This is a genomic window from Ferrovibrio sp., assembly GCF_036381655.1.
GTDB lineage: Bacteria > Pseudomonadota > Alphaproteobacteria > Ferrovibrionales > Ferrovibrionaceae > Ferrovibrio.
Genome location: NZ_DASVCJ010000050.1, coordinates 1 through 25,100, shown reverse-complemented (window position 1 = coordinate 25,100; position 25,100 = coordinate 1). Strand labels below are relative to the sequence as shown.

The following is a 25,100-nucleotide window of genomic DNA, read 5'->3' as shown; positions in this document are numbered from 1 at the left end:
CGATCCTTCCGTCCCTGTCACACAATGCAGGATGCCGGGCTCAGTCTGCATGCGGACGCGGCCCGGCAGGGCGTCGCTTCCTGCCTCGGATGCTAACGAGAAGAGGCGGTTGTCCGAAATTGGACTTTGGATCGAAGCGATATAGATCGATGAAGCGTTACACATGACAGCTCAGGCCGGTCGTGACAGAAAGAGCCTGACGCCACATGAGGAAACGACGGGGAAGGTGCGATGACGGCAACGGAAGACGGTGCCCTGGAATCGGCTGATCGTGTCGGCAGCATCCTTTGGGGTGTGCAAGAGCATGATCCTGCCGCCGCGCCGAGAGACACTGTATTCCAGCTGCTCGATACGATCCTCCAGCCCGAATGCGAACTCGTCATCCTGTTTTGCTCGCCGCAATTCCACATCGAGGACGTTGCCAATGCGGTGGCCGCCTATGGCGTGACGGCTCGCATCATGGGGTGCACGACGGCGGGCGAGTTGACGCCGCTTGGCCATCGTCACGGCACCATTGTCGGGCTCAGCTTTGCCGCGAAGCATTTCGTCGCCTCCATCAAGGTGATCGAGCAATTGGCCGGTTTCGAAATCGCCGAAGGGCTGGCCGTCGCCCGGGGCCTGCTGGCCGAGCACGAGATTGCCGAGCAGCGCCTGTCGATGCCGCGCAGTTTCTCGATCCTGATCAACGACGGCCTGTCCATGCGCGAGGAGGCCATCGCCAGCGCATTCGGCAATGCGCTTGGCCATGTGCCGCTGGTCGGCGGCTCGGTCGGCAGCCGCCCCTCGATGAACGAGCCGAATATGTTCCTGGACGGCCGGGTACTCAATAATGCTGCGCTGCTGTCGCTGATCGCGACCGATCTGGATTTTCGAGTGTTTCATACCCAGCATTTCGAGCCGCGCGATCAGAAACTGGTCATCACCAAGGCGGACGCAGCAAGACGCATGGTCATGGAGATCAATGCCGAGCCCGCGGGGCAGGAATATGCCAGACTCCTGGGTCTCAAGCGCAGCGAACTCACGCCCGCCATCTTCGCCTCCCATCCCTTGGTTCTGCGTGCCGGCGGCCGCTATTACGCACGCGCCATCCAGCAGGTCAACGACGACGACAGCCTGCATTTCTTCTGCGCCATCGATGAAGGCATCGTGCTCAGCATCGCCGAGAGCGGCGATCTGGTGGATGACCTGGAATCGCTGTTCGAGCGCATCCGCCGCGATCTCGGCCCGGTTCAGGCCGTTCTCGGCTTCGACTGCATCCTCCGGTATATCGAGATGGAACAGGGCCAGATGCTGCCAAGCGTCTCCCGTCTGCTGGCCGAGAACAACGTCGTCGGCTTCAACACCTATGGCGAGCAGTTTGGCACGATGCATATGAGCCAGACATTCACCGGCATAGCCTTCGGGAGGGGCCGGGCCGATGGATAGCGTTGCGGATATCCCGGCTGGCGATACAGCCGAGCTGCACCGCGAAATCGCCAAGCTGCGGGAAATCAACCGGGCCCTGATGCAGCGGGTCGAGCACAGCCTCGATCTGCATGGCAATGCGTATCACCTGTTCCAGGCGGCCATCCTGCTCGACCGCATGGTGCGCGATCGCACCCGCGAGCTGGAGCAGGCATTGGAGGCGGTTGCCACCTCCAACCGCGAATTGAACGATGCCGCAGTGGTCAGCCTGACGGTCCAGAACCGCCTGCAGGATGCCATCGAAAGCATCTCCGAAGGGTTTGCGATTTTCGATCCCGACGATCGCCTGATTCTGTTCAATCGACGGTTCCTGGATTTCTGGCCGAATATGACGACGGCGATCCGGACCGGCATCTCCTTCGAACACCTGCTTGATCTCGCGCTCAGGAACGGAAGCATCCTGCAGCCGGGCGATGCCTCGCCGGAACGCTGGATCGCCGACAGAATGGACCAGCGCCTCATTACCCGAAAGCATGGCTCCGGCCGCTGGCTCTATGCCCAATCGAGCGGACGCTGGGTCCAGGTCAACGACCGCCGCTCCATTGAAGGCGGCATCGCGTCGATTTACACCGACATCACCGATGTCAAGGACGCCGAACGGCGCGAGCGCGAACGCGCCCTGGCCGAGCGCTCGGTACATCTGCAGGCGACCCTCGAAAGCATGTCGATCGGCGTCGCCGTCTTCGATCGGGAGAAGCGGCTGGTGACGGCGAACCGACGCTACGGCGAATTGCTGGACCTGCCGGCGACTCTGCTGACGCCCGGCGCGACGCTCGGCAGCTTTCAGCATTTCAATGATATGCGCAATGTGCCCGAGCTTGGCGCGGCATCGGCCGTGATCGGGGAGGATGCCCGCACGCCGGCCGAAGTCTCCGTGAACGGACGCTGGTTCGCCATCAAGCGCGATCCCATGCCGGATGGGGGATTCGTCATCTCATTCGCCGAGATCACCGAGCGGCGGCAGGCTGAAGAAGCCTTGCATGACAGCGAGGAGCGCATCAAGCTGTTCGCCAATGCCATGCCGACGATGATGTGCTACGTCGACGGGCAGCAGCGGTATCGTTTCGTCAACCGCGCATATCGGACGACATTCGGGCGGAACCGGCGGCCGATTCTCGGGCAGTCGATTGCGGCCGTTCTGGGCGAGGAAGAATACAGGCGGCGCCAGCCATTCATAGAGCGCACGCTGAACGGGTTGACCAGCATCTTCGACCTGCAACTGCCGTCTGCCGACGGCACGCCCCGGTTCGGCCTTGCCACCTATGTGCCGCATCGCAACGCAGCCGGCCGGGTGGTCGGTTTCTTCACCTTGATCCAGGACATCACCGAGCGGCGGCGGATCCAGCGTATGCTGGAAAGCGCCAATGAAGAACTCGAGGCCAGAGTCTACGAACGGACGGCGACTTTGCAGGGGTTGAACCGTACCCTGCAACAGGAGGTCGACAAGCGGCGCCGCATCGCTCGTGAATTACGGGCAGCGAAGATCGAGGCCGATCAGGCCAATCTGAGCAAGACGCAATTCCTTGCCGATGCCAGCCACGATCTGCTGCAGCCTCTGAATGCCGCGCGGCTGTTTGTCGCAGCCATCCAGGAACGGCCGCTGCCTGACGATATCCTGCCGCATTTGCGCAAGATCGACCGCGCTTTGACCAATGTCGAAGATATCCTGAACATTCTGCTGGATATATCCAAACTGGATTCGGGCCGTATTGCCGCGGATATCCGCCCGGCGCGGTTGGCGCCGATGATGAAATCGCTGCGCGATGAGATCGGCCCGCTGGCCGAGCGCAACGGATTGACGCTGAGGGTCGTGCCGAGTTCGCTCTGCGTGAAAACCGATGCGCGGCTGCTGCGACGGCTGTTGCAGAATTTCCTCAGCAACGCCTGCCGTTATACCCCGTCGGGGCGGGTTCTCTTCGGCGCCCGGCGCCGCAAGAACATGGTCGAAATTACAGTCGCCGATACCGGCATTGGCATTCCGAAAGGGCAGCTTGATGCCATCTTCGAGGAATTCCGCCGTCTGGCGGCCGGCGGCGGCGAGAAGGGCTACGGACTCGGATTGTCTATCGTGCGCCGAATCAGCCGCCTGTTGGATCACCCGATCAAAGTCCGTTCGAAGGTGGGACGGGGATCCGTCTTCTCGGTCCTTGTTCCCGTTACCGAAGATGCCGCGGAAACGGTGCGTGTTCAGAAAGCCCCCTCCATGCGCGTGGGCTCGGTGGAAGACGTCCATGTCCTGGTGATCGACAATGAAAGCGCCGTTCTCGAAGGCATGAACACGCTGCTGGCGGCCTGGCATTGTCAGGTGGTGGCGGCGCTCAATGAGGCAGCCGCCCTGCGGGAGGTCGATCGGCACAGGCGACGTCCCGACATCATCCTGGTCGATTATCATCTCAATGGTGGGCGGCTCGGCCTCGATGTGATCCGCAGTCTGCGGCAGCATTTTTCCGCTGCCATTCCGGCGGCGATCATCACGGCGGACCGGAATCCCGAAATCCGCCGCATTGCCGGTCAGATGGATGGCGTCAGTCTGCTGACCAAGCCGGTGAAGCCGGCCCGGCTGCGCGCGCTAATTGCTGCGGCCCGCGGCTGAGAGCTGGCGGCAGTATTTCTGATACAGGATGACAGCCTGCGTCCGGCTGGAAACGCCCAGCTTCTGCAGAAGGCTGGAGACATGCGCTTTCACCGTCGTGAGCTGCACGTTGATTTCATAAGCGATCTGCTTATTCAGCAGGCGATGGGCCATCAGATCGAGCACCTTGCGCTGCTGGTTGGTCAGCAGCTCGAAGCGGCAAAGCATGGCCTCGTCCAGGGATTCGCTTTCCTCCGGAATCGGCGGGTTGGCGCTGGGGTGAAGCTCGATCGGTGTATAGCTGCCGCCGTCCAGGATGGTCTGGATCGCGTCGGCGATGCTGGCGCTGGGCAGGGATTTCGGAATGTAGCCGATCGCCCCGGCATCGAAACATTCGCGCATGACCAGGTTGTCATCCAGGGCCGAGATCACGGCGATGGGGATATCCGGGCGGCGCAGGCGTAGCGTGCGCACGCCCTTCACGCCGCTCATGCCCGGCATCCGCAGATCCAGCAAGATGAGATCGATATCGGTGCCGCCGCTGACCTGACTGAAGGTGTCGTTCATCGAGCCGGCCTCAAGAACGCCGACATGATCAAGCATGCCTCGCAGGGCGGCGGCGATTGCTTCGCGAAAGAGCGGGTGATCGTCGGCGACCAGAACCGTCGTCATGGGCCGATCCTCCCTAATGCTTCATTTTAACAGTTCAATACCAGCCGCGCGCCCTGTCAACAAAATCGGATTCCTAGGCGGGCAGGCAGGTCGGGTGCTGGCGGGAATAATTGGCGTAGGTATTCGCCTTGAGTCTCTCGGTTATGCGGGCGTGGCCGCCGCCACGATAATGGCGGTACACATACGGTCGGCCGCGAAAGGCAAAGTTCAGGCCTTGTAGCAGACGCGCAGCCCGCCCCAGAGGCGGCCGGCGACGCGAATGGGCGCCGATGCATCCTTCATCAGCACGAAGACGCCGCCACCCATATCCCGGCGGTAGGTCTGCAAGAGGAATGGCGCCGTGCTGCGCGCGATGGCTTGCGCGGTCTTGTCCAGATATTGTCGCCGGTTTCGGCAATGGGCGGCATTCCAGATCGGATCGCCGCTGAGCGGCTGGCGGAACTGCGGGTTATGGGTCGGAATGAGCAGGTTGTGATCGGTCGGTGCACAGAAGACCATCCGCTCGTCCATTTCCATGACCGGATCGTGCAGCGGCGGCAACGTCTTGTCCAGGAAGGGGATGTAGCGCGTCATATATTGCTGCGGATCGCTGCCCTGGATCGGCACGAGATTCTTGTCGAATAAATCGTCGACAGTGATCTCTCCGTGGGCAATTGCCTTTTCGAAGCATTGCTCGATCTGCCCAGCCACCTCGATGGCTTTCTCGATGAATTTCGTGTCGACCGTCTCAAAACCCGATACGGCCGTCAGCATCATGATCGATTCCGCCCGGGAAAGCGTGCGGTCGATACGCCCCGATGCGGTTTTCAAGGCTGCATTGGATTGGTCTACCCCGTGGTCGAGATCCGCAACCGTACCGGCAAAGCTTTCGCAGCGGCTGCCGATCGCTTCCGTCATGCCGGCAATCGCATCGGCATTGTCGTCGATCCGCTCGACCGCCTCTCCCACGGTCTGCATGGCGGTACTGATGGCCGCCGCGCTTTCACGAACCCGCTCCGTGCTTTGCGTGCTTGCAGCCATCCGCCCGCTCAACTGTCGCATCTGCTCGGTGAGTACCGCCATGGTCTTGGCGATCTCATCGGTGGCGGCGCTGGTCTGCTTCGCCAGCGCCTTGACCTCCTGGGCGACGACGGCAAACCCGCGCCCTTTTTCGCCGGCGCGCGCTGCCTCGATAGCCGCGTTCAGCGACAGGATGTTTGTATGGCGCGCGATCTGGCCGATTTCGGCCGAGGCCTTCGTCACGCTCTGCAGGGCCGCCTCGAAGGCTTCGAGCTGCTGGCTCGCGGCACCAACCGCATCGACAAGTCCGCCGATCTCGGCCAGGGACTTTTGCAATTCCGACAAAGAAGTCGCGACGTCGCTGCGGCCCTGCTTGGCCACCTTGCTGGTTTCTGCCGCGATACCGGCGATTTCCCGGTTGCTGGCAACGATTTCCTGGGTCGCCATGGCGATGGTATGCGACTGCTTGGCCTGGGAGTCGACCAGCCGGCTGATCTGCTGCACATCGCCGACAACATCGGCTATTTCCACACTGAGTTGCCCGATCTCATCGGAGATGCGAAAGGCAAGGCTGGCTGCATCAGACGACGGCGCCAGCCGCGCGTCCGGGCTTTGCGCATCCATGCGAGCTGTCCTCCCTGCGGACTTTTTTTCTTCAAATATCTTAGCCTATTCGCAGGCGTTGCAACAGGGGGCTTGTGATTCCATCCTTCCTGGTCGCCGGAACGTGCTTGCGGCAGTGCGGAATCGCGCCGACAATTAACGATACGCGAAGCAGAAAAATCGCTATGAGGGGGCATGATAGATAAACTGGAATTTCTGCTGGTTCTGGCGCGCGAACAGAATTTCAGCAAGGCAGCGGAGCAATGTGGCGTCAGTCAGCCGACGCTATCCGCCGGCATCAAGCAGCTTGAAGACATTCTGGGCGTCATGCTGGTGCAGCGCAGTTCACGCTTCCTCGGCCTGACGGCGGAGGGGGAGCGCGTCCTCGATTGGGCAAGACGGATCGTCGGCGATTCCCGCGCCATGCGCCAGGAGGTTCAGGCCTTGAAGCGCGGCCTGGCCGGGCACTTGAAAATTGCTGCCATTCCAACGGCTTTGGCGATGGTTTCGGCACTGACGACGCCCTATCGCGCCAAGCATCCGAATGTCCGATTCACCATCCTGTCGCGCACCTCGATCGAGGTCCTCTCGATGCTGGAGAATCTCGAAGTCGACGCCGGCTTGAGTTACATCGACAACGAGCCGCTGGGCAAGATGCGCTCTGTTCCGATCTATACGGAGCAATATCGGTTGCTGACCTCCACCGACAGTCCGCTGGGAGACCGCGAGGAGGTGACCTGGAACGAGGTGAGCCAGATTCCTCTTTGCCTTCTGACACCCGACATGCAGAACCGGCGCATCATCAATCGCCTGCTGCGTGCCACCGGTTCCGAGCCAGCGCCGACATTGGAATCCAATTCGATGATCGTCCTGTTCTCGCATGTGCGAACGGGCCGCTGGGCCAGCGTGATGCCGGAAAAACTCGCCGAAACCTTGGGGTTGACGGAGCAATTGCGGTCTATCCCCATCGTCGATCCCGATGCGGCGCATACTATCGGCCTCATTGTGCCGAATCGTGAGCCGATGACTCCGCTGACCGCCGCCTTGGTTGCCGAGGCGAAACTACTTGCCGATCAGACAGCGGCCCAGTCGACATTGCAATCCGCACAGACCAGAGCCTGACGATATTGGTCCAATTGGTCCGTCGCGACGCAGAATCGAGCGGCGCAGGCGGCCTGAATTTTGATCCGAAACGAGAGGCGCTTTTAATAGAAATGTTCTATTGCAGCATCCAATAGCTTTATTGATATAGGCCGCGCAGATGCTGATGATTCGACCTGAAGACATCTGGCGGAGCAGGTCATGAGAGGACCCTGTTCCAGGACAGTCTTGTCTGATCTTTGATGCGGCTGAATACAGGCGCATTCGAGCCGGGCGGCGACGTCACAGAGTCAATCTCGGGAGGGGACATATCAGATGACCGCACAGCAGGGCAGCACCTCGTCGGTGCTTGGTTTCCTTGATAAAAAGCACACAATAGCCGGCCCAGGTTTCAGCCGATGGATGGTTCCGCCTGCAGCGCTGGCGATCCATATGTGCATCGGCCAGGCCTATGCCTTCAGCGTGTTCAATCTGCCGATGACCAAGCTGATCGGCATCACGCAATCGACCCCGGAAGACTGGAAGCTGACGGAGCTCGGCTGGATATTCTCCATCGCCATCGTCTTCCTCGGTCTGTCGGCTGCCTTCATGGGCCGCTGGGTCGAGGAGCACGGCCCGCGCAAGGCGATGTTCCTCGCGGCCTGCTGCTTCGGCGGCGGCTTCATCGTGTCCTATTTCGGCGTCAAAATGCACAGCCTGCCGATCGTCTACCTCGGCTATGGCGTGCTTGGCGGCATCGGACTCGGCGTCGGCTACATCTCGCCGGTTTCAACCCTGATCAAATGGTTCCCTGACCGCCCCGGCATGGCGACAGGCATGGCAATCATGGGTTTCGGCGGCGGCGCCATGGTCGGCTCGCCGCTCGCGGTCAATCTGATGGCCTATTTCAAGACGCCCACCGATATGGGGGTCGCCAACACCTTCCTGCTGATGGGCATCATCTACTTCTGCATCATGATGGTTGGTGTCGTGATCGTCCGTATTCCTGCTCCGGGCTGGAAGCCGGAAGGCTGGACGGCACCGGCAGCCGGCGCCAAGAAGCTGGTGACCACGGAGAATGTCACGGTCGGCCAGGCCATGAAGACGCCTCAGTTCTACCTGCTGTGGGCGGTGCTCTGCTTGAACGTGACCGCCGGCATCGGCGTGCTGGGCCAGGCCTCGGCCATGATCCAGGAGATGTTCCCCGGGCGCGTCACGCCGATCACGGCCGCCGGATTCGTCGGCCTGCTCAGCCTGTTCAACATGGCCGGCCGCTTCCTTTGGTCGTCGGCTTCCGACTATCTGGGCCGGCGCAACACCTACGCGGTCTACTTCCTGCTCGGCATCGCGCTCTATGCGACTGTGCCGACCACGGGCCATATGGGATCGGTTGCGCTGTTCGTGATCTGCTACCTCATCATCATCAGCATGTATGGCGGCGGCTTCTCGACCGTTCCCGCCTACCTGAAGGATGTCTTTGGCACGATGCATGTCGGCGCCATCCATGGCCGTCTGCTGACGGCTTGGTCGGCGGCCGGCATTTTCGGTCCGGTGCTGGTGAACTACATCCGCGAGTACCAGATCAACAACGGCGTGCCGAAGGCAGAAGCCTACACCGTCACCATGTACATCATGGCTGGCCTTCTGGTGGTCGGTTTCATCTGCAACTTTGTGATGCGCGAGGTCGATGCCCGCCATCATCATCGCGAAGCCCTGGAAGCGGCGTAAGGAGACGGAATTATGAACGAGAAAACCTCGCCGATCGGCCTCTTCATCGCTTGGGCTATCGTTGGCATCCCCCTGCTCTGGGGTGTGACGCTGACCCTGGGCAACGCCGCCAAGCTGTTCCAGTAAACAGCAAGGCATAGCACCTTCAGCCAAGGGCCCGTCGCAAGACGGGCCCTTTCGCTTTTGCCGGGCCCGTCACAGGACGGGCCTCTCCGCTTTCCAGACCTGCCGCTATGCCAGGCGCCGGCAGTCTCCGCCCGGCGGCCTGGCCGCGCATTGGGCCATCTGTTAAGCCGATGCAGTGTTTTGATGATGTTTGTGCCAAATCTCGCGCGGCAGCGCTCTCGTCAGCTTGATCCTCTTGGAGGCGCTGGCTAGCGTTGCTGCGGTTGCCAAGGCGATGGCAGGCATCGGCGCAGCGTCGTCGCTCCTTTGCCCAGCCGTATCGGCCCGTTCCATCGCACCGGCTTGGCTCGTCCGGCCATGCGGTCCCGGCGATTACGTGATGCGGCGATTACGTGATGCGGCGATCACGCGACACGGAGACCCGTCCAGCCAGTCCACCGGCTAGCGCCGCTGGACGGGAGAGGTGCTGCGCGCCCCGAGCCGGCCTTGCCGAGGCCACCAGTTGCCGCAACCGGTTCGGCGGGAGGAGACGATGTTCCAGAAGTCGGATGGCAGCTGGGTCTGGCTCAAGGCGGCGGGGCGGCTGCCCTATCTGGCGCTGCGCGGCGTCATCGACGACCCGCAGAGTTATGCCGTCATCCGGCGGCGCCTCTACGCCGCCTATGAGCCGCTATTCGATCTGGCCAGCGGCGATGCCTTCTGGTTGGGCGACCTGCCGGAAGGCGGCACACTGCTGTTCTGCGCCGACGCAAGCAAGGCCTGCGCGCTTCTGCTCCTGGGCCGCTATGTCGACCGCGATGCAGCCCGTCACGGCGGCATCGTCCAAAGCTATTGCCGACTGGTCGACAGCCGGCTCGCCCGGCTTTGCCAAGCGGCGGCGATCTCCGTCCGCCTCGAGGCCATCCAGGCGGAATCGGCCTTGGCCGGGCATTGACCCATGGCGCAGCATCTTTTGATCCTTGACGCCAACCTGCCGGGGATTGAGACCATCACGGCCGCCAAGCGCCGCGGCCTGCAGGTCTCCTTCATCCGGTCCGGCTACCGCAAATATCCGGAAACCGAGGCCGTCCGCGCCATGGTCTACGACGTGGATGCCCTTGTCTCGATCGTCGACTCCACCGATGCCGACGCGCTCCATGCGGCCGCGCGCCTGCTGCATCAGTTCTGCCGGGTCGATGCGGCGGTCTGTCTGCTCGAGCCCTGCATCGACACCGCTGCCGCCGTCTGCGCCCGCCTCGCCATTCCGTTCACCGATGCAGCCGCCGTCGCGGCAGCCCGCGACAAGGCGCGCACCCGGGCCATCCTGCACGCTGCCGGCTTGCGCTCGCCCCGCTGCCGCCGGGTCGCCAGCGTCGAAGAGGCCCGCGCCGCCGCCGCTGCGATCGGCGGCATGGTCGTGGTCAAGCCGCAGACCGGCTATGACAGCCTGCTGGCATCGGTTGCGATCACGCCGGAGGCCGCCGCCGCGGCGGCGCAACGGCTGCTTGACCGGATCGGCGATCTGCCGCCGCCTTTGCATGCGCAGCTGCGCAAAGGCATCATGGTCGAAAGCCATCTGGACGGGCCGCTGATCTCAGCCGAGCTCGGCCGCCGCGGCGGGCGCAGCCACCGCTTCATGCTCTCCGCCCATATCCGCGCCCGCGATGACGAATGCGTCGAGATCGGCTTCGTCATGCCGGCCGGCCTTGCGCCGGCCCAGGCCGAGGCCTGCTTCGCCTATGCCGAGGCGGTGGTAGAGGCGCTCGGCCTCGATCTGGGCATTTTCCATATCGAAATGATCCTCACGCCGGCCGGACCGGTGCTGGTCGAGGCCAATGCTCGATTGATGGGCGGCGGCATGCCGGCGCTCTATCGGATGCTGACGGGGGAGGACATCCAGGACCGCCTGCTCGATATTCATCTGGGCCTGCCCTTGCCCGCGCGGCGCCCGCCAATTCGCGGCTTCGTCGCCAGCCGCACCATCATGGCGCGGCAGGACTGCCGCCTGCCATCCAACTTCGATCTGGACTGGCTGCGGGATTATGCCGGCGCCGGCCTCGTGCTGTCGCCCTATCGGTTGCAGCCCCATGCGGCGGTGCGACGGCTGGAGAACATCGCCGAAATCCGGTTGCGCGGCGAAAGCTTCGCCAAAGTCGATCATGTGGCGGATGCGGTTCTGGCGCGGTTCGAGCGCTGCCTGGGCATTCCGCTGTTGCGATGACGTCAACTTTTGATGGCCTCCGGCGCCATGCTTGATCCGGGAGAAGGCTGATGATCCGGCTGGAAACGCAGCATCTCATCCTGCGCGCGATGCGGGCGGACCATCTGGCGGAGCTTCACGCCTTGCACAATGATCCCCTGGTCCAGGCGAGCATCTATGGCAACCGGCCGCAGAGCCACGCCGATGTGCAGGCGCAACTGGCGCTGTTCCTGGCGCAATGGCGGCAGAACGGCTTCGGCTTCTGGATGGTCTATGAGAAGGCATCTCCGTCCTGGTGCATCGGACGCGCCGGCCTGCGCAACGACCGCGACAGCAATGACCTTGAATTCGGCTATGTCTTCTCGAGCCGGGGCGCGGGCCGCGGCCTCGGCCTCGAAGCGGCCAGGGCGACGATCAGGCATGCCTTGCGCGTCTCCACCAAGGAGAAGGTGGTGGGACGGATTGCGCCGGAAAACGACCGCGCCCTGCGCGCCGCCGCCAAGCTCGGCTTTCACTATCTCGAGGACCGCTGGCAGGATGGCCGGCTTTGGCGCTGTTTCGTGCTGACGCGCGATGACGTCTTCCGGCCGCAACCGGGACCGTCTGCGCCGAGGCCCGGTCCCGGGCACCGCTGAAGCCGGCCGGCCGATGCCTGCAGCGATCGGCATGGCTGCCGGAGGCCGGCGCCGCCCCCTCCCCGATCGGGGGGCCGCGCCGGCGGACCGGCTTTGCTATCGTGCCCGTCCTGGGACATGTCCGCCTTCGCCCGCCGGAGCGGGCGCGCCGTCGATCCGCCGCCGGCTCGCCGCGGTGCGGGGGCCTTGAGCTCGGGCTTGCCGATCGATGCCGGATCCAGCCAGCAGCTTTTCGCGTGCCGCATCGCCGAGGCTCCTCTATATCGGGGCCGCGGACGAACGCGCGGCGCTGCGGCGCTATATTCTCGAGATGGCGGGCTTTGGCGTGATCACGATGACGGCCGCGCAACTGCGGCCGGATCGCCTGCGCAGCGATCGCCAGCTTGCGGAGGCGGTCGATATCGTGCTGCTCGACGGCCCGGCTGCAATGGTGATGCAGCGCGACCGGCTGCAGGCGCTCCTGGCGCTGCAGCAGCCGGTCGTCGTCCTGACCGATGCCGCCTGGCCCGCCGAGGACAGGCGCATTCTGCAGGCCAGGGGCTTTGTCCTCCTGCCCCGGATGACGCCACCGGCCGACCTGATCGCTGCCCTGCGCACCAATCTGCCCGGCCGCGATCGTGCCGGCGAGCGGCTGGGCTTTGCCGATATCGAACTCGACCTGGTCAGCTGCCGCGTCTTCCGCGCCGGCGACGAAATCCACCTCGGGCCGATCGAATTCCGCCTGCTGAGCCTCTTCCTGCACGATCCCCATCGGGTCTTTTCCCGTCAGCAACTGGCGGCTGCCGGCTGGCCGGGCAACATCTATGTCCGGCCCCGCACCGTCGATGCCCATGTCGCCCATCTGCGCCGCCGGCTCAATGCCGGCCGGCCGGCGCCTTTGATTCGCACCGTGCGCGGCATCGGCTATGCCTTCAGCTAGGCCCGCGCCCGGTTAGCGCTGCAAAACTTGCAATCCGCGAAGCCTGCGCCGGCCTGGTGCCGTCCTGATTCGGGGTTGATCTTGCTCAGCCGGCCTTATAGCGTTTTGCAAAAGCCGACGGATCGTCGGTTATCTCTGCCAGCCCGGCTGCAATGGCGGTCGTGGTCGCCGTATCGCCGTCGGCCCTGGCAGGGTGGGACGATAGCTGTCTGTCATGAGCCTTCTGCGTTTCGCCGAGCGGGCCGACCGCGCAGCATCACCTCAGGCCTTGTTCGAATTGCTGGCGGAAGAGGCCGGCCGCTACGCTTTCGAGTATATCGCCTATGGCCAGCTGGGCCAGCGCAGCGGCGTGGATCCGGCCCTGCCTTATCCGGCCGTGATGCTGAATTATCCGCCTGATTGGCAATCCTATTATGCCGCCCGGCGCTATCAGCATGTCGACCCCGTCGTCACCTTCGCGCCGCTGACCGCCAAGCCGTTCGCATGGGCCGATCTGCTCGCCACCCGCCAGCTCGATCCGCATCAGCGGCGCGTCTTTGCCGATGCCGAGGCATTCGGCCTGCGCGACGGCGTCAGCGTCCCCTTGCATGGCCCGGGCGGGCGCGTGGGCATGCTCTCCTTTGCGGCGAGCAAGCCGGCGCCGCCGCGGCCGCAGGGCGTGCTGCACATGCTGGCGGTCATCTTCGATCTGGCCTTCCAGACCGGCCTGAGCAAACGCTCGCGCCAGGCGGCCGCGTTGCGGCTGACCAGCCGCGAGCGCGAATGCCTGAACTGGACCGCACATGGCAAATCCTCATGGGATATCGCGATGATCCTGGGGATCGGTCAGGAGACCGTCCGCTTCCATCTGAAGAATGCCATGCGCAAGCTGCAGGTGCGCAGCCGGACGGTGGCCGTCGTCAAGGCGCTGCGCCTGGGGTTGATCGATCCCTTTGAGACCGGCTGACCCACCCGATCGGGGAGGTTGTCACCGATCCGCCGCCCGCCTTAGATGCCGGCAGGGGGGGGAGGATGGCCATCATCGCGCTGAATTGGCAGACGGTGCACCGGCATGGCGAGGCCTGGATCACGCATCATCGCCTGCGGCACCGGATCTTCGTGCAGCGCCAGTCCTGGCAGGTGCCGAGCTACCAGGGACTGGAATACGATCGGTTCGATACGCCGGCCGCGGTCTATCTGCTCTGGCGCGACGATGCAGGCCAGGCGCGCGGCGTGCTGCGGCTGATCCCGACGACGCAGCCTTACATGGTGCAGAGCCTGTGGCCGGGCCTGCTCGACCATCCCTGTCCGCAAAGTCCGCGGGTCTGGGAGGCGAGCCGCTTCGGCTGCGACCGCGATCTGCCCGCCGCCACCCGCCGGCGCGTTCTCGGCGAGCTCATCTGCGCCGCATTGGAATTTGCGCTGCAAAACGGCATCCGCCGCTATCTGGCGGTCATGCCGCTTTGGATGTTTTCGCAGCTGCTGGCCCGCCGCGGCTGTTCGATCCGATATGCCAGCCGCACGCGGCCGCCCGCGCGCGGCGCGCTCGCGGCTGCCTATATCGCGGTCGCGCCGGCCATATTGCTCCGCGTGCGCAGCTTGTGCGAAATCGCCGGCCCCGTGCTGCAACCGGCCGATCTCGGGGTGGCACTGCCGGATCGTCCGCGGCGCCGACCGGAAGACGAGGCGGCGATCTGCGCGCCTGCCGCGGCAGCGCCGGCCACACCGCCGGCGGCGCCGGGTTGAACGGCGGCGCCCGCTGCCATCGGGCCGGCATTCGGCCTATGCCCCGGCGCGCCGGCGGCCGGCCCGCGCGATTTCGGCGCAGAAGCGTTCCAGGCGCTGCAGCGCTTCGGCCAGATCGGCCGGTGCCGTGGCATAGGAGAGCCGGAAATACCCCGGCATGCCGAAGGCGGAGCCGGGCACCGCCGCAACGCCCTGCTGCGCCAGAAGCTGCTCGCAGAACCACACGTCATCTGCGATGCCGCTATCCGGCCCGGCCCTGTCCGCCTGGGCGGCCAGCAGATCGGCGCAACCCACGAAGGCGTAGAACGCGCCCTGCGGTTTTGGGCAGCGCAGGCCGGGAATTTGCGCCAGGGCACGCAAGGTGAGGTCGCGGCGCTGTTGCAGGCTGGCGCGCATGGCCGCCACCGTGTCTTGCGGCCCGGTCAGCGCCGCTGTCGCCGCGGCCTGGCTGATCGAGCAGGCGCAGGAGGTCGATTGGCTCTGCACCACCGCCATCATCGCGATGAGCGCCGCGGCGCCGGCGGCATAGCCGATCCGCCAGCCGGTCATGGCATAGGCTTTCGAGACGCCGTTGACGGTCAGGATCCGGGGCCGCAGCTCCGGCATCAGCGCCGCCGGCGGCACGGCGGTCCTGCCGTCGAAGACCATCGGCGCGTAGATCTCGTCGGAGAGGATCCATACCCGGTGATGCTGCCGCAGCACGGCGAGCAGCGCCCGGCATTCCGCCTCGTCATGGACGGCACCGGTCGGATTGGCGGGCGAGTTGAGAATGACCCAGCGCGTGCGTTCGCCGATCGCCGCGGCCAGCGCCGCCGCCGTCAGCTTGAACCCGTTGGCCTCCTCGCCGGGCAGGACAACCGGAACGCCGCCGCACAGGCGCACGATGTCGATATAGGAGGTCCAGTAGGGCGCCGCCAGGATGACCTCGTCGCCCGGATCGAGCGTCGCCATCAGCGCATTGAAGATGCATTGCTTGGCGCCGGCCGAGACGATGATCTCGTCGAGCCGGTAGTCGCAATCATGGCTGCGGCGCAGCGTCTCGGCGATCGCCCGCCGAAGCTCCGGCGTCCCGGTCAGCGGGGTATACCGGGTGGCGCCGGCGCGCAGCGCGTCCATGGCGGCCGCCTTGATATGGTCGGGTGTGTCGCCATCCGGCTCGCCGGCGCTCAGCGATATCACCCTGCGGCCCTGCTCGCGCTGACCGGCCGCCTTGGCGGCCATCTGCAGGATGGGCGAGACGCCGAGGCCGGCCAGCCTCCGGCTGCGCGGCGGCATAGCGGCCGCCCTGCCGGCATCCGCTTCAAAAGTCAAAGCGCACCCCCTGGGCCAGCGGCAGCGCGCGGCCGTAATTGATGGTGTTGGTCGCCCGGCGCATATAGGCCTTCCAGGCGTCGGAGCCCGCCTCGCGGCCGCCGCCGCTGTCCTTCTCGCCGCCGAAAGCGCCGCCGATCTCCGCCCCGGACGGCCCGATATTGACATTGACGATGCCGCAATCCGATCCGGCGGCGGACAGGAAACGCTCCGCCTCGCGCAGATCGAGGGTGAAGATCGCCGAAGCGAGGCCGGCATCGACCTGGTTGTGCCAGGCGATCGCCGCATCCAGATCGGCATAGCGCATCACATAGAGGATCGGTGCGAAAGTCTCCTCCAGCATCGGGCCGCTCTGCTGCGGCATCTCCACGAGCGCCGGCCTGACATAGAAGGCGGCGGCGCCGAGATCGGGCCGGCAGCGCTCGCCGCCCCGCACCAGGCCGCCATGGGCCCGCGCCTGGGCCAGGGCCTGCTGCATGCGCTCATAGGCCGGCTGGTCGATCAATGGGCCGACCAGGGTCTGCGGGTCGAGCGGATTGCCGATCCGCAAGCTGTCATAGGCGGCGCGCAAGCGGGCCAGGCAGGTGTCGTAAATCGTCTCATGCAGGAAGAGGCGCCGCAGGCTGGTGCAGCGTTGCCCGGCCGTGCCGGCCGCCGCGAAGGTGATCGCCCGCAGGCTGAGATCGAGATCGGCGCTGGGGGCGACGATCGCGCCGTTATTGCCGCCGAGCTCCAGGATCATGCGGGCGAAGCGGGCCGCCAGCCGCGGCGCCAGCGCGCGCCCCATCGCGGTCGATCCGGTCGCCGACACCAGGGCGACGCGCCGGTCCGCGGCCAGCATCTCCCCGATGGCGGCGGGGCCGATCAGCAGCTGCGACAGGCCGGCCGGCACATGCGCATCCTCCGCCATGCAGGCCTGCAGCAGCGCCTGCGCCGCGAGCGCGGTCAGCGGCGTCTTTTCCGACGGCTTCCAGACCAGCGTATTGCCCGCGACCAAGGCAATGGCGGCATTCCAGGCCCAGACCGCGAGCGGGAAATTGAAGGCCGTGATCACGCCGCAGACACCGAGCGGATGCCAGGTCTCCATCATGCGATGCGCGGCCCGCTCGCTGGCCATCGTTGCGCCATGCAGCTGGCGCGACAGGCCGACGGCGAAGTCGCAGATATCGATCGCCTCCTGCACCTCGCCGGCCGCTTCGGACAGGATCTTGCCGGTTTCGATCGTCACCAGGAGCGCGAGCTCCTGCTTGTGGCGGCGCAGGGCCGCGCCGAAGCGGCGGACCAGGTCGCCGCGTATGGGCGCCGGCACCAGGCGCCAGGTTGCGAAGGCATCGGCCGCCTGCGCGATCGCCGCGCCGACATCGAGCGCCGTGCTCTCCTGCGCCAGGGCGACGATGCCGCCGTTGATCGGCGAACTGACCGGCAGGCCGCCCTCCCGCCAGGCGGCCTCGGCCACACCCAGGGCCGCCAGCAGGCTGCTGCAGGCCCGGCCAAGCTCGTTGGCATCGGCTGCCGGTATCGCCGTGATCGCCGGTATCGCCGTGGTTGTCTCTGTCGCAGCGGCCGGAAGACGTCCCGCGGTGTGGTTCATGCTCATTGCTGTCCTGTATTTGCTCGTTGGAGGGCGGTGATCGCTTGGCGATGCGGCAATCTGCGATCGGGCGCCGCCAGACGATAGCGCCCAGCCCTCCGGCTTCTCCGGCTTTTCCGGCGTTTCGACGGGACGGCCCGGCGCTTTTGCCGGCGAACAGCCTCAGCCCGGCGGTATTGTCGCTTCCTTCAGTCGGCCGGAGACGGATTATAGCGCGCGCCGGCATGTCGCCGGGGCAGCGAGGATGGCATGACTGCACAGATCCTGATCATCGGCGCCGGCAAGATCGGCCGGACCATCGCGAATATGCTGGCGCAGAGCGGCGATTACCGCGTCACGCTGGCCGATTGCGTCCTGCCGCAGCTGACGCCGGGCGAGGCGGCCGCGCGGATCGAGGCCTGCCAGCTGGATGCCTGCGATGGCGCCGCGCTTGACCGGCTGCTAAACGGCCGCTTCGCCGTCGTCAGCGCGGTGCCGTTCCATGTCACGGCAGGGATTGCCGCCGCGGCCGCCGACCGGGGCGTGCATTACCTCGACCTGACCGAGGATGTCGCCGCCACGCAACTGGTCAAGCAGCTCGCGCCGCGCGCGCGCCGGGCGCTGATCCCGCAATGCGGCCTGGCGCCGGGCTTCATCTCCATCGTCGGCCATCATCTGGCGCAGCGCTTCGACCGGCTCGACAGCCTGCGCCTGCGCACCGGCGCGCTGCCGCAATTCCCGGCCAATGGCTTGAACTACAACCTGACCTGGAGCACGGAGGGGGTGATCAACGAATATTGCCAGCCTTGCGAGGCAATCGTCGATGGTCGCCTGGTCACCGTCCCGGCACTGGAGGAGCGCGAGGAATTCTCGCTCGATGGCATCCGCTACGAGGCCTTCAACACCTCGGGCGGACTCGGCACCCTGTGCGAGACCTTAAGCGGCAAGCTGCGCCATCTCAATTATCGCAGCATCCGCTATCCGGGCCATGCCGCCGCCATGAAGCTGCTGCTGCAGGACCTGCGCTTCAGCGAGCGCCGCACGCAGCTCAAGGAGATCCTGGAGCAGGCGCTGCCGGCAACGCTGCAGGACGTGGTCGTCATCTTCGCGACCGCCACCGGCTACCGCCATGGCCGGCTGGTGCAGGAAAGCTATGCCAGGAAGATCTACAGCCGCGAGATCGCCGGGCAGACGCTGAGCGCCATCCAGCTGACCACGGCAGCAGCCCTATGCGCAGTGCTCGACCTGCTGCGCGAAGGCCGCGTCGCCCAGCAGGGCTTCGTGCGCCAGGAGGAGATCGGCCTGGACGTCTTCCTCGCCAACCGCTTCGGCTCCCTCTACGGCGACCAGGCGGATCTGCCCAGCCTGGCCAAGGTCGCCTGAGCGGAGTCTTGCATGCTGTCCAGCCGTCTTCGCAAGACGCCGGCCGCGATGTGCCAGGAGCGTATGCCGGTGGCGCAGGAGCCCATGCCTTCGGCGCCGGTCCGGTATCGTCCGGCGCCGGCGCAGCCCGGCGATGAGACACTCTGGGTCGAGCAGGTGGCGCTGCCCTCGCTGGCGGAGGCCGTGGCGACACCCTTCTACTGCTATTCCAGCGCGGCGCTGCGCCAGGCCTATGACAGCCTGAGCCGGGCCTTGGCGCCGGTCGATGCGCAGATCTGCTTTGCCGTGAAGGCGAACAGCAACCTGTCGGTGCTGCGCATGCTGGCCCAATGCGGCGCCGGTGCCGATGTGGTCTCCGGCGGCGAGCTGTCGCGGGCGCTGCGCGCCGGCATCGCCGCGGAGAGGATCGTCTTCTCCGGCGTCGGCAAGACAAGAGACGAATTGGCCCAGGCGATCTCCTGCGGGATCGCCCATATCAATGTGGAATCGCCAGCCGAGCTGGAGACGATCAGCCGCCTGAGCACCGCCCTGGGGCGGCCGGCCCGCATCCTGCTGCGGGTCAATCCCGGCATCGATGCGCAAACGCATGCCAAGATCACCACCGGGACGGCCGAGAGCAAATTCGGCATCCCGGAGGCCATGATCCCGGCGCTTTATGCCCGGGCACAAAGCCTGCCGGGCATCAGGCTGCAGGGACTGGCCATGCATATCGGCTCCCAGATCCTGGCTGCGGCGCCGTTCCGGCAGGCCTTCGGCCGCCTGGCGCAGCTGGTGCGCGCCCTGCGAATGGATGGCCTGGCGGTATCGCGGCTCGATCTCGGCGGCGGGCTTGGGATGGATTACGGCAGCGACACGCCGCCGGATGTCGCCGGCTATGCCGCCGCCATCGCCGATTGTCTGACCGGGCTGGATTGCCGGTTGACCGTCGAGCCGGGCCGTGTCCTGGTGGCGCGGGCCGGCCTGCTGCTGACCCGTGTCGTGGCGCTGAAGCCGGCGCCGCAGGGATGCTTCGTCATCGTGGATGCTGCGATGAACGACTTCATGCGGGTCGCCCTCTATGATGCCGAGCACCGTATCCTGCCGGTGCGGCGCCGTCCTGGCGCGGCGGTGGCGCCGTGCCATATCGCAGGGCCGGTCTGCGAAAGCAGCGATGTCTTCGCCCGCAACCGGCCGTTGCCGCCGTTGCAGCCGGGCGACCTGCTGGCGATCTGTGATGTGGGCGCCTATGGCGCCGTACTGGCCTCGACCTACAACGCGCGCCCGCTGGTGCCGGAGCTGCTGGTTGACGGCGGCCGCTATGCCGTCGTGCGACAGCGCCAATCGCTGGAACAGGCGCTCAGTTACGAGCCGCTGGCGCCATGGCTGTGATGCGCCGCCGAAAGCGATCGGATATGGTCCGTCCGGCCGGTTGTGCCGCACTCTGTGGCGCATTCTGTGGCGCCTCTGCGGCCCGGCGGCGGTTGCCGTCCCTCTTCCGCATCCATTCCATCTGAGCGGACGGGCATGCGCCGTATCCCCGGAATCCGCGACGATCTGGACCGGCAATTGATCGCGCTTTTGCAGACCGATGCACGGCAATCGACCATGACGCTGGCCAAGCGTCTCGGCCTGGCCCGCAGCACGGTCCATGAGCGGATCCGGCGGCTGGAGCGCGATGGCGTGATCCGCGGCTATATCGTGCGCCTGGGACGGGACCCCTTCGCGGATTATACCCAGGCGATCGCCTTGCTGGCGCTCGCCCAGCGTCAGCAGCGCAGCGTCGTCGACCGGCTGGTCAAGCTGCCCGAGGTGCGCCTGTGCTATACCATCAGCGGCGACTGCGATCTGTTCATTCTGCTCGAGGCGCCCCGGCTGGAGGATCTGGATGCAGTCATCGATGAGATCGTCGCCCTGCCCGGCGTCGAACGCTGCCGCTCCTTCATCGTATTGGCGAAGAAGATCGAGCGCCATGGCAACTTCGCGGACAGCGCGTAAACCTCGTATCAGGCCCCCGATGCCGGGCAGGCGGCGGATGCGTCCGCGCGGCTGGATAAGGTCGTGCTGACCGTCCGCCCGCCTGATCGGCCGCCAGATCGCACGGGAACACTTCGAGGCATTGCAGGCCGCCAACGATAACGTGCCACCGACGCGAGATGAACCGGGCGGAAAGGGCACATGATGCTGCAAACAGTTTGTCTTGACAATGTCGGGCGTTCTGATAGGGTGCGCTCAGGAGATATAGGGTGCGCTCAGGAGATAATGCCATGACCACACGCATCACTCGCACCGAAAAGCTCGACCTTCGCCTGACGGCGGAGGCCAAGCATACCCTTGCCGCCGCCGCACAGGCGCAACGCCGTTCCTTGAGCGAGTTCGTGCTTGAAAGCGCGCTTGGCCGGGCCGAGGAAGCCCTTGCCGACCGTCGCGTTTTCCAGCTTCCGCCCGAGAAGTGGGAAGCCTTCGTTGCCGCGCTGGACGCCCCGCCGCGCGATCTGCCGCGCCTGCGGAAGCTGCTGAACGAGCCGAGCGTCTTTTCGGACGATAATCGTTCGTGACGGGCCTTCGCATCGAGAAGCTGCATCGCCGTCATGCCGTCGAGAACTTCGACTGCGGCGAGGACGCGCTGAATCGCTTTCTGGTCCGCTTTGCTCTGCCGAGCCAGATGGCGAACGCCTCGCAGACTTATGTGGGTGTTGCGGATGACGATGCCATCGTGGGTTTTTACACGCTCGTTGTCGGCGAGGTCCGCTATGAGGAAGCCCCCGAGCGGCTGACCAAGGGACTGGCCCGGCATCCCGTGCCGGTCATGCTGCTGGCCCGGCTCGGTGTCAGCGAGGCGTGGCAGGGCAAGAGGATCGGCGCGGGGTTGTTGCGTGATGCCGTTCTGCGGACGCTGCAAGTGGCCGACATCGCCGGTGTCCGCGCGCTTATGGTTCACGCCAAGAACGATGCGGCACGAGCGTTCTATGAGCGGTTCGACTTCCAGCCGTCTCCGACCGATCCGTTGCATCTGTTCGCGCTCATCAAGGGTTTGAGGAACCTTTAGACAGGAAGGACGTGGCCATGACCTGCGCAGCCCTTTACGCCCGCTACTCCGATGACAAGCAGAGCGAGGCGTCCATTGAGGACCAGTTCCGGCTTTGCCGGGAACATGCGGCGCGGGAGCGGTGGCAGATCGTCGGTCCTACGAGGATGCGGCCATTTCGGGGCCAGCACGATCCTGCGACCCGGTATCCAGCGGCTGATGCGCGAAGCGCAGCATGGCGAGTTCAACATCCTCTTGGCCGAGGCGCTGGACCGGATCAGCCGCGATCAGGCAGACGTGGCGACCCTCTGCAAGCATCTGAAATTCGCAGGCGTCACCATCGTCACTCTGGCCGAGGGGGAGATTTCCGAGCTTCATGTCGGGCTCAAGGGCACCATGAACGCCCTGTTCCTGAAAGACCTTGCCGGCTCGAAAAAATTTCTGTTCACGTTCGCTGCTTTCCGGCTGTCCTGATCGCGTCGGCAACGACGCCGAGCGGAAGGATGAGCTTGAGCGGGTCGTCCAACAGAGGCAGAGCACCGAAGCGCTCATACCAGCGCGCCGCTTTGTCGTCCTTCGCGTCGATGGCGAGCGCGACGCCGCCGACTTGTGATGCGACCGCAAGCGCCCGCTCCCCGCTGGCGAGCAGCAAATCACCGCCCAGCCCTTGGCCCTGCATGGACCGATCGACGGCCAAGCGCCCCAGCCGAAAGGCCGGCGCGTCGTAACGGCCGAGCTTTCCGGTCAGGTTCGCCGGTACGCGAGCGAACTCGATGCGACCTTGCCAGCGGGCGCTTCGCCGTGATTGAGAAGGGCCGGGAATTTACCCTGGCGCCATGGCGGCCGGTGCTGGAATGCAGCCTCGGCAAGCAGGTCTCCGGCATCGCGCGTGGCGAAACGATCTCCTGGACCCTCGGGCGGCAACGCAGCGGGCCGTCGATTTCATAGGGTATCAAGTCCGTTTCTGTTACCGCAAAGGGGGAGTTGTAATCTTCAATCACACAGATAGCGGCAACGTTAGCTTCAGGGATTGTTTCGCATAAGCAGTCCGAATCCCTCCCGCCTCCGCGATCAAGCTGTAGCGTCGTCCAGCGTAGCATTGGGGGCTCTGGCGTAGCATCGGCGTTCTCTGCGTCACCTACTGATCACCTGCTGATCTCGAACCTCACGTACGCCCTGAAAGGCGTTCCGCCATGTAGCGCCCCGGCGAAGTACCGAATACCTTGCGGAACATAGTCACAAAGCTCGGCACGCTCTCGTAGGCGAGATTGGCCGCGACCTGCTGGATCGATGCGCCCCGGCCAGCCACTTCACGGCGAGGATTACGCTGAGTTGCTGGCGCCAGCGTCCGAAGCTCATGCCTGTCTCCCGGCTAATGATCCGGCCCAACGTCCGCGCGCTCAGCCCTGCTTACTCTGCCCAAACATCGAGCGTCCCTCGATCCGCCGGCGAGGCCATCATCAGGTCGATGATCCGGCGCAGGCGTGGGTCGGCCGGCATCGGCAGGATAGGCTTGCCACGGCCCAATATTCTGGTTAAAATTACCAACCAGTTTAAGTTCTGGACCGAGGTAACGATGATCACCGTAGGCGCTTTTGAGGCCAAGACGCATCTCTCGACGCTGCTCGATCGGGTGGCGGCGGGCGAGGAAGTGGTCATCACCAAGCATGGCAGGCCCGTGGCCCGGCTCGTAGGGGCGCAGTACATCGACCGCGTGCGCGTCAACGACGCCTTCGAGAAGCTGAGGGCGCTGCGCAAGGGGACGACGCTTGCCGGTCTCTCCTGGAAAGAGCTTCGTGATGAGGGACGTCCGTGAGTGGCGTCGTCATCGACTCTTCCATCGCTTTGACTTGGTGCTTCGAAGATGAGGCGTCGCCCGAAACCGATGCCCTGTTCGAGCGTGTCCGCGACTATGGTGCGGTCGTGCCGGGGTTATGGCATCTGGAGTTGGGCAATGTTCTCCTCCAGGCCGAAAAGCGTGGCCGGATCACCGCGAGCGATGTTGCGGTGCGGTTGGACCTCATCGCGGAGCTGCCGATATCGGTCGATCAGGAGACGACGGCTCGGGCATGGCGCGAGGTTCTGACGATGGCGCGGACGGAAGGTTTGACGACCTACGACGCCACATATCTCGAACTCGCCGTGCGTCGAGGGTTGCCGCTTCTGACCAAGGATAACGAGTTGGCCGAAGCAGCGAAGCGGCTGGACATTGTCGTGCTTCCGTCTCTAGGCAAGAAAGAATTGCCATCCACACCAAAAAGGCGGCGTCGTGAAACTTGATCGGGTCAATCGTCGCCACCGTGGCTGATTAGGAATCAATCGTTGATTTCAACTCCCGACATCGCTCTTAGCTTTCTTGCAGTAAAGGATGCTGACCTCACATTCGTTGTCCATCGTAAGAAGCTCGATCCTGAGCAGGTGTCAGTGCCCGGAACACGATACCTGCCAGAAGACTGCACGAGTCAGCACGCCATTGCCGAGGAACGTGAGCGATACGAGGTTTCACTTCAGCCAAAAGCCGGCTTTGAGGAGGCGCGCGTCTCGGCCTGGATCAATCAGGGCCTAACGGATGAGGTGTTGCATCAGGCGCTTGTCACTCGAACTCGACAAACTGATTTGGTGGGAGATGCCGAGCTACCCGATCGGAGTTTCATTCGGTAAGTTTCTTTCGTGCTGGCGCGCCACGGCGATGTCCGAGCTAATGGGGCTCCGGGCTTACGGCCTCCAGCTCGTGGGAAGATTCGGCTTCCTCTGTCAGTTCGCTCTCCGGGTGCCACGAAACTCGACGATGCCGGACCGCCGTCGTCTCGAACTGAGCTTTACCCACAAAAATCGACGGACCAACGAGGATTTCTACCTCGATCAGCACCAGAAGATCGAGATCTTCGTCAGGCGCTTTTTCGGACAGATCGCCAAGCTCACCTTGCATGATGGTTCTGTCGTCGAGTTGGAGTCAAAGCTCTCTGTCGTTCCATCCTTCACACTTGCTCGTCGAACCTATGTGTTTGGCGGCAGTAATGAAGGGCAGACTCAATTTTTTTGATCTGCGCGACCGCGGTCCCATCGACGAGGCGGGCATGGTCGGCACGCGGCGTTTGGAGCGCGTGTTGTCCCATGCCGCCGAGGTTGG

Annotated in this window: 27 protein-coding genes; 21 read left to right on the top strand and 6 right to left on the bottom strand. The window is 64.8% G+C overall.

The annotated features are described in order from the left end of the window. The first annotated feature begins 231 nt into the window (after window positions 1–231). Window positions 232–1,425: an FIST N-terminal domain-containing protein gene (locus VF194_RS10040; protein ID WP_330890553.1), complete on the top strand. Its 1,194-nt coding sequence runs from the start codon at window positions 232–234 to the stop codon at window positions 1,423–1,425. Then, window positions 1,418–4,057, top strand: a complete 2,640-nt coding sequence (locus VF194_RS10035) for a NahK/ErcS family hybrid sensor histidine kinase/response regulator (protein WP_330890551.1) — start codon at window positions 1,418–1,420, stop codon at window positions 4,055–4,057. Before VF194_RS10040 ends, VF194_RS10035 begins: the two co-directional genes overlap by 8 nt. Here the strand turns inward: VF194_RS10035 and VF194_RS10030 are convergent. Further along, on the bottom strand, window positions 4,034–4,708 hold the full coding sequence (locus tag VF194_RS10030) for a response regulator transcription factor (protein WP_330890549.1): 675 nt from the start codon (window positions 4,706–4,708) through the stop codon (window positions 4,034–4,036). The two genes, VF194_RS10035 and VF194_RS10030, sit on opposite strands and share 24 nt — an antisense overlap. A 207-nt stretch (window positions 4,709–4,915) precedes the next feature. Then, window positions 4,916–6,331, bottom strand: a complete 1,416-nt coding sequence (locus VF194_RS10025; RefSeq protein WP_330890547.1) for a methyl-accepting chemotaxis protein — start codon at window positions 6,329–6,331, stop codon at window positions 4,916–4,918. Between the two features lie 174 nt (window positions 6,332–6,505). Between VF194_RS10025 and VF194_RS10020 the strand changes: the two genes are divergently transcribed. The 9 genes from VF194_RS10020 to VF194_RS09985 all read left to right on the top strand — a co-directional run bounded on the left by VF194_RS10020 (window position 6,506) and on the right by VF194_RS09985 (window position 14,702). Further along, window positions 6,506–7,432: a LysR family transcriptional regulator gene (locus tag VF194_RS10020; RefSeq protein ID WP_330890545.1), complete on the top strand. Its 927-nt coding sequence runs from the start codon at window positions 6,506–6,508 to the stop codon at window positions 7,430–7,432. A 381-nt stretch (window positions 7,433–7,813) separates the two neighbouring features. Beyond that, window positions 7,814–9,118 carry an L-lactate MFS transporter gene (locus VF194_RS10015; protein WP_330890543.1) on the top strand — a complete coding sequence of 435 codons (1,305 nt, stop codon included), beginning with the start codon at window positions 7,814–7,816 and terminating at the stop codon, window positions 9,116–9,118. Window positions 9,119–9,130: 12 nt separating this feature from the next. After that, on the top strand, window positions 9,131–9,244 hold the full coding sequence (locus VF194_RS19800) for an MFS transporter small subunit (protein ID WP_414656092.1): 114 nt from the start codon (window positions 9,131–9,133) through the stop codon (window positions 9,242–9,244). Window positions 9,245–9,776: 532 nt separating this feature from the next. Then, entirely contained in the window at window positions 9,777–10,178 is a 402-nt protein-coding gene (locus VF194_RS10010; RefSeq protein WP_330890541.1) for a hypothetical protein, read from the top strand. Between the two features lie 3 nt (window positions 10,179–10,181). Beyond that, complete coding sequence (locus VF194_RS10005; RefSeq protein WP_330890539.1) at window positions 10,182–11,444, top strand: ATP-grasp domain-containing protein; 1,263 nt, start codon at window positions 10,182–10,184, stop codon at window positions 11,442–11,444. Between the two features lie 50 nt (window positions 11,445–11,494). Beyond that, the gene (locus tag VF194_RS10000) at window positions 11,495–12,058 is read left to right on the top strand and encodes a GNAT family N-acetyltransferase (RefSeq protein ID WP_330890537.1); all 564 of its coding nucleotides are present in this window, start codon (window positions 11,495–11,497) and stop codon (window positions 12,056–12,058) included. Between the two features lie 208 nt (window positions 12,059–12,266). Further along, the gene (locus VF194_RS09995) at window positions 12,267–12,977 is read left to right on the top strand and encodes a response regulator transcription factor (protein WP_330890535.1); all 711 of its coding nucleotides are present in this window, start codon (window positions 12,267–12,269) and stop codon (window positions 12,975–12,977) included. A 214-nt stretch (window positions 12,978–13,191) separates the two neighbouring features. Further along, on the top strand, window positions 13,192–13,923 hold the full coding sequence (locus tag VF194_RS09990) for a LuxR family transcriptional regulator (RefSeq protein WP_330890533.1): 732 nt from the start codon (window positions 13,192–13,194) through the stop codon (window positions 13,921–13,923). A 65-nt stretch (window positions 13,924–13,988) separates the two neighbouring features. After that, complete coding sequence (locus VF194_RS09985) at window positions 13,989–14,702, top strand: acyl-homoserine-lactone synthase (RefSeq protein WP_330890531.1); 714 nt, start codon at window positions 13,989–13,991, stop codon at window positions 14,700–14,702. Window positions 14,703–14,738: 36 nt separating this feature from the next. Here the strand turns inward: VF194_RS09985 and VF194_RS09980 are convergent, their stop codons facing one another. Together VF194_RS09980 and VF194_RS09975 are read right to left on the bottom strand one after the other, a co-directional pair. Beyond that, window positions 14,739–15,977 carry a pyridoxal phosphate-dependent aminotransferase gene (locus VF194_RS09980; protein ID WP_330890530.1) on the bottom strand — a complete coding sequence of 413 codons (1,239 nt, stop codon included), beginning with the start codon at window positions 15,975–15,977 and terminating at the stop codon, window positions 14,739–14,741. Window positions 15,978–16,002: 25 nt separating this feature from the next. Then, a complete protein-coding gene (locus VF194_RS09975; RefSeq protein WP_330890528.1) occupies window positions 16,003–17,604 on the bottom strand; it encodes an aldehyde dehydrogenase family protein in 1,602 nt (533 codons plus the stop codon). A 249-nt stretch (window positions 17,605–17,853) separates the two neighbouring features. On the opposite strand from VF194_RS09975, the gene VF194_RS09970 reads away from it, so the two are divergent. The 6 genes from VF194_RS09970 (at window position 17,854) to VF194_RS19795 (ending at window position 22,444) form a co-directional block, all read left to right on the top strand. Continuing rightward, window positions 17,854–18,966 (top strand): saccharopine dehydrogenase family protein, encoded by a 1,113-nt coding sequence (locus tag VF194_RS09970; RefSeq protein WP_330890526.1) that lies wholly within the window; start codon window positions 17,854–17,856, stop codon window positions 18,964–18,966. Between the two features lie 12 nt (window positions 18,967–18,978). Continuing rightward, entirely contained in the window at window positions 18,979–20,334 is a 1,356-nt protein-coding gene (gene lysA / locus VF194_RS09965; protein WP_330890525.1) for a diaminopimelate decarboxylase, read from the top strand. A 135-nt stretch (window positions 20,335–20,469) separates the two neighbouring features. After that, on the top strand, window positions 20,470–20,940 hold the full coding sequence (locus VF194_RS09960; protein ID WP_330890523.1) for an Lrp/AsnC family transcriptional regulator: 471 nt from the start codon (window positions 20,470–20,472) through the stop codon (window positions 20,938–20,940). Window positions 20,941–21,209: 269 nt separating this feature from the next. Further along, a complete protein-coding gene (locus tag VF194_RS09955; protein WP_330890521.1) occupies window positions 21,210–21,500 on the top strand; it encodes a DUF1778 domain-containing protein in 291 nt (96 codons plus the stop codon). Further along, window positions 21,497–21,991: a GNAT family N-acetyltransferase gene (locus tag VF194_RS09950; protein ID WP_330890519.1), complete on the top strand. Its 495-nt coding sequence runs from the start codon at window positions 21,497–21,499 to the stop codon at window positions 21,989–21,991. The genes VF194_RS09955 and VF194_RS09950 overlap by 4 nt, the downstream gene beginning before the upstream one ends. 198 nt (window positions 21,992–22,189) lie before the next feature. Further along, window positions 22,190–22,444, top strand: coding sequence for a recombinase family protein (locus VF194_RS19795; RefSeq protein ID WP_414656091.1), 255 nt, complete (start codon window positions 22,190–22,192; stop codon window positions 22,442–22,444). Here the strand turns inward: VF194_RS19795 and VF194_RS09940 are convergent. Further along, a complete protein-coding gene (locus VF194_RS09940) occupies window positions 22,416–22,676 on the bottom strand; it encodes a GNAT family N-acetyltransferase (protein ID WP_330890607.1) in 261 nt (86 codons plus the stop codon). The genes VF194_RS19795 and VF194_RS09940 overlap by 29 nt on opposite strands. Between VF194_RS09940 and VF194_RS09935 the strand changes: the two genes are divergently transcribed. Beyond that, window positions 22,583–22,918 carry a DUF3363 domain-containing protein gene (locus VF194_RS09935; protein WP_330890517.1) on the top strand — a complete coding sequence of 112 codons (336 nt, stop codon included), beginning with the start codon at window positions 22,583–22,585 and terminating at the stop codon, window positions 22,916–22,918. The genes VF194_RS09940 and VF194_RS09935 overlap by 94 nt on opposite strands. 217 nt (window positions 22,919–23,135) lie before the next feature. Here the strand turns inward: VF194_RS09935 and VF194_RS09930 are convergent, their stop codons facing one another. After that, entirely contained in the window at window positions 23,136–23,279 is a 144-nt protein-coding gene (locus VF194_RS09930) for a helix-turn-helix domain-containing protein (protein WP_330890515.1), read from the bottom strand. A gap of 159 nt (window positions 23,280–23,438) precedes the next feature. On the opposite strand from VF194_RS09930, the gene VF194_RS09925 reads away from it, so the two are divergent. From VF194_RS09925 to VF194_RS09915, 3 genes are all read left to right on the top strand, one after another. Continuing rightward, on the top strand, window positions 23,439–23,786 hold the full coding sequence (locus VF194_RS09925) for a type II toxin-antitoxin system Phd/YefM family antitoxin (protein ID WP_330890513.1): 348 nt from the start codon (window positions 23,439–23,441) through the stop codon (window positions 23,784–23,786). Further along, complete coding sequence (locus VF194_RS09920) at window positions 23,783–24,250, top strand: type II toxin-antitoxin system VapC family toxin (RefSeq protein ID WP_330890511.1); 468 nt, start codon at window positions 23,783–23,785, stop codon at window positions 24,248–24,250. Before VF194_RS09925 ends, VF194_RS09920 begins: the two co-directional genes overlap by 4 nt. A gap of 310 nt (window positions 24,251–24,560) precedes the next feature. Beyond that, the gene (locus VF194_RS09915; protein ID WP_330890509.1) at window positions 24,561–25,013 is read left to right on the top strand and encodes a hypothetical protein; all 453 of its coding nucleotides are present in this window, start codon (window positions 24,561–24,563) and stop codon (window positions 25,011–25,013) included. The last annotated feature ends 87 nt before the right edge of the window (window positions 25,014–25,100 follow it).

What these genes read in the sequence shown, in the direction of transcription:
- VF194_RS19800 (WP_414656092.1), top strand. Translation starts at nt 9,131, where the DNA reads ATGAACGAGAAAACCTCGCCGATCGGCCTCTTCATCGCTTGGGCTATC.
- VF194_RS09985 (WP_330890531.1), top strand. Translation starts at nt 13,989, where the DNA reads ATGGCCATCATCGCGCTGAATTGGCAGACGGTGCACCGGCATGGCGAG.
- VF194_RS19795 (WP_414656091.1), top strand. Translation starts at nt 22,190, where the DNA reads ATGCGCGAAGCGCAGCATGGCGAGTTCAACATCCTCTTGGCCGAGGCG.
- VF194_RS09990 (WP_330890533.1), top strand. Translation starts at nt 13,192, where the DNA reads ATGAGCCTTCTGCGTTTCGCCGAGCGGGCCGACCGCGCAGCATCACCT.
- VF194_RS10030 (WP_330890549.1), bottom strand. Translation starts at nt 4,708, where the DNA reads ATGACGACGGTTCTGGTCGCCGACGATCACCCGCTCTTTCGCGAAGCA.
- VF194_RS10020 (WP_330890545.1), top strand. Translation starts at nt 6,506, where the DNA reads ATGATAGATAAACTGGAATTTCTGCTGGTTCTGGCGCGCGAACAGAAT.
- VF194_RS10000 (WP_330890537.1), top strand. Translation starts at nt 11,495, where the DNA reads ATGATCCGGCTGGAAACGCAGCATCTCATCCTGCGCGCGATGCGGGCG.
- VF194_RS09980 (WP_330890530.1), bottom strand. Translation starts at nt 15,977, where the DNA reads ATGCCGCCGCGCAGCCGGAGGCTGGCCGGCCTCGGCGTCTCGCCCATC.
- VF194_RS09925 (WP_330890513.1), top strand. Translation starts at nt 23,439, where the DNA reads ATGATCCGGCGCAGGCGTGGGTCGGCCGGCATCGGCAGGATAGGCTTG.
- VF194_RS10025 (WP_330890547.1), bottom strand. Translation starts at nt 6,331, where the DNA reads ATGGATGCGCAAAGCCCGGACGCGCGGCTGGCGCCGTCGTCTGATGCA.
- VF194_RS10035 (WP_330890551.1), top strand. Translation starts at nt 1,418, where the DNA reads ATGGATAGCGTTGCGGATATCCCGGCTGGCGATACAGCCGAGCTGCAC.
- VF194_RS10015 (WP_330890543.1), top strand. Translation starts at nt 7,814, where the DNA reads ATGGTTCCGCCTGCAGCGCTGGCGATCCATATGTGCATCGGCCAGGCC.
- VF194_RS10040 (WP_330890553.1), top strand. Translation starts at nt 232, where the DNA reads ATGACGGCAACGGAAGACGGTGCCCTGGAATCGGCTGATCGTGTCGGC.
- VF194_RS09935 (WP_330890517.1), top strand. Translation starts at nt 22,583, where the DNA reads ATGCGACCGCAAGCGCCCGCTCCCCGCTGGCGAGCAGCAAATCACCGC.
- VF194_RS09960 (WP_330890523.1), top strand. Translation starts at nt 20,470, where the DNA reads ATGCGCCGTATCCCCGGAATCCGCGACGATCTGGACCGGCAATTGATC.
- lysA (WP_330890525.1), top strand. Translation starts at nt 18,979, where the DNA reads ATGCTGTCCAGCCGTCTTCGCAAGACGCCGGCCGCGATGTGCCAGGAG.
- VF194_RS09995 (WP_330890535.1), top strand. Translation starts at nt 12,267, where the DNA reads ATGCCGGATCCAGCCAGCAGCTTTTCGCGTGCCGCATCGCCGAGGCTC.
- VF194_RS10005 (WP_330890539.1), top strand. Translation starts at nt 10,182, where the DNA reads ATGGCGCAGCATCTTTTGATCCTTGACGCCAACCTGCCGGGGATTGAG.
- VF194_RS09955 (WP_330890521.1), top strand. Translation starts at nt 21,210, where the DNA reads ATGACCACACGCATCACTCGCACCGAAAAGCTCGACCTTCGCCTGACG.
- VF194_RS09970 (WP_330890526.1), top strand. Translation starts at nt 17,854, where the DNA reads ATGACTGCACAGATCCTGATCATCGGCGCCGGCAAGATCGGCCGGACC.
- VF194_RS09975 (WP_330890528.1), bottom strand. Translation starts at nt 17,604, where the DNA reads ATGAACCACACCGCGGGACGTCTTCCGGCCGCTGCGACAGAGACAACC.
- VF194_RS10010 (WP_330890541.1), top strand. Translation starts at nt 9,777, where the DNA reads ATGTTCCAGAAGTCGGATGGCAGCTGGGTCTGGCTCAAGGCGGCGGGG.